General features: G+C 65.9%; 1 protein-coding gene. It reads right to left on the bottom strand.

What is annotated here, in order from left to right; genetic code table 11:
* Positions 1 to 3: 3 nt before the first annotated feature.
* A partial coding sequence (locus tag CN514_RS19995; protein ID WP_176525992.1) for a KH domain-containing protein occupies positions 4 to 258 on the bottom strand: 255 nt, incomplete at its 5' end.

Here is a 258-nt window from a genome sequence, read left to right as displayed (position 1 = left end):
ATGTCAGAATCCGAGCCTGCCCAACTGCTTCGGGTCGCGCTGCCACTCCTTCGCGACTTTCACGTGCAGGCCGAGGAACACGCGAGTACCGAGGAGCTCCTCGATCCCTCCGCGCGCACGGGCGCCGACGTCGCGCAGCCGCTTGCCCTTATGCCCGATGATGATCGCCTTCTGACTGTCGCGCTCGACGACGATCTGCGCGTGCACATCGGTGAGGTCGCTGTCCTCGCGCCGCGAGACCTCGTCGATGATCACGGC

Origin of the sequence: Bacillus sp. AFS001701, from assembly GCF_002559405.1 — a bacterium.
In the GTDB taxonomy this organism is placed as follows: domain Bacteria; phylum Bacillota; class Bacilli; order Bacillales; family Bacillaceae_G; genus Gottfriedia.
Note: the sequence above shows the minus strand (reverse complement) of the source record. Positions and strands in the feature narration are given on the sequence as shown.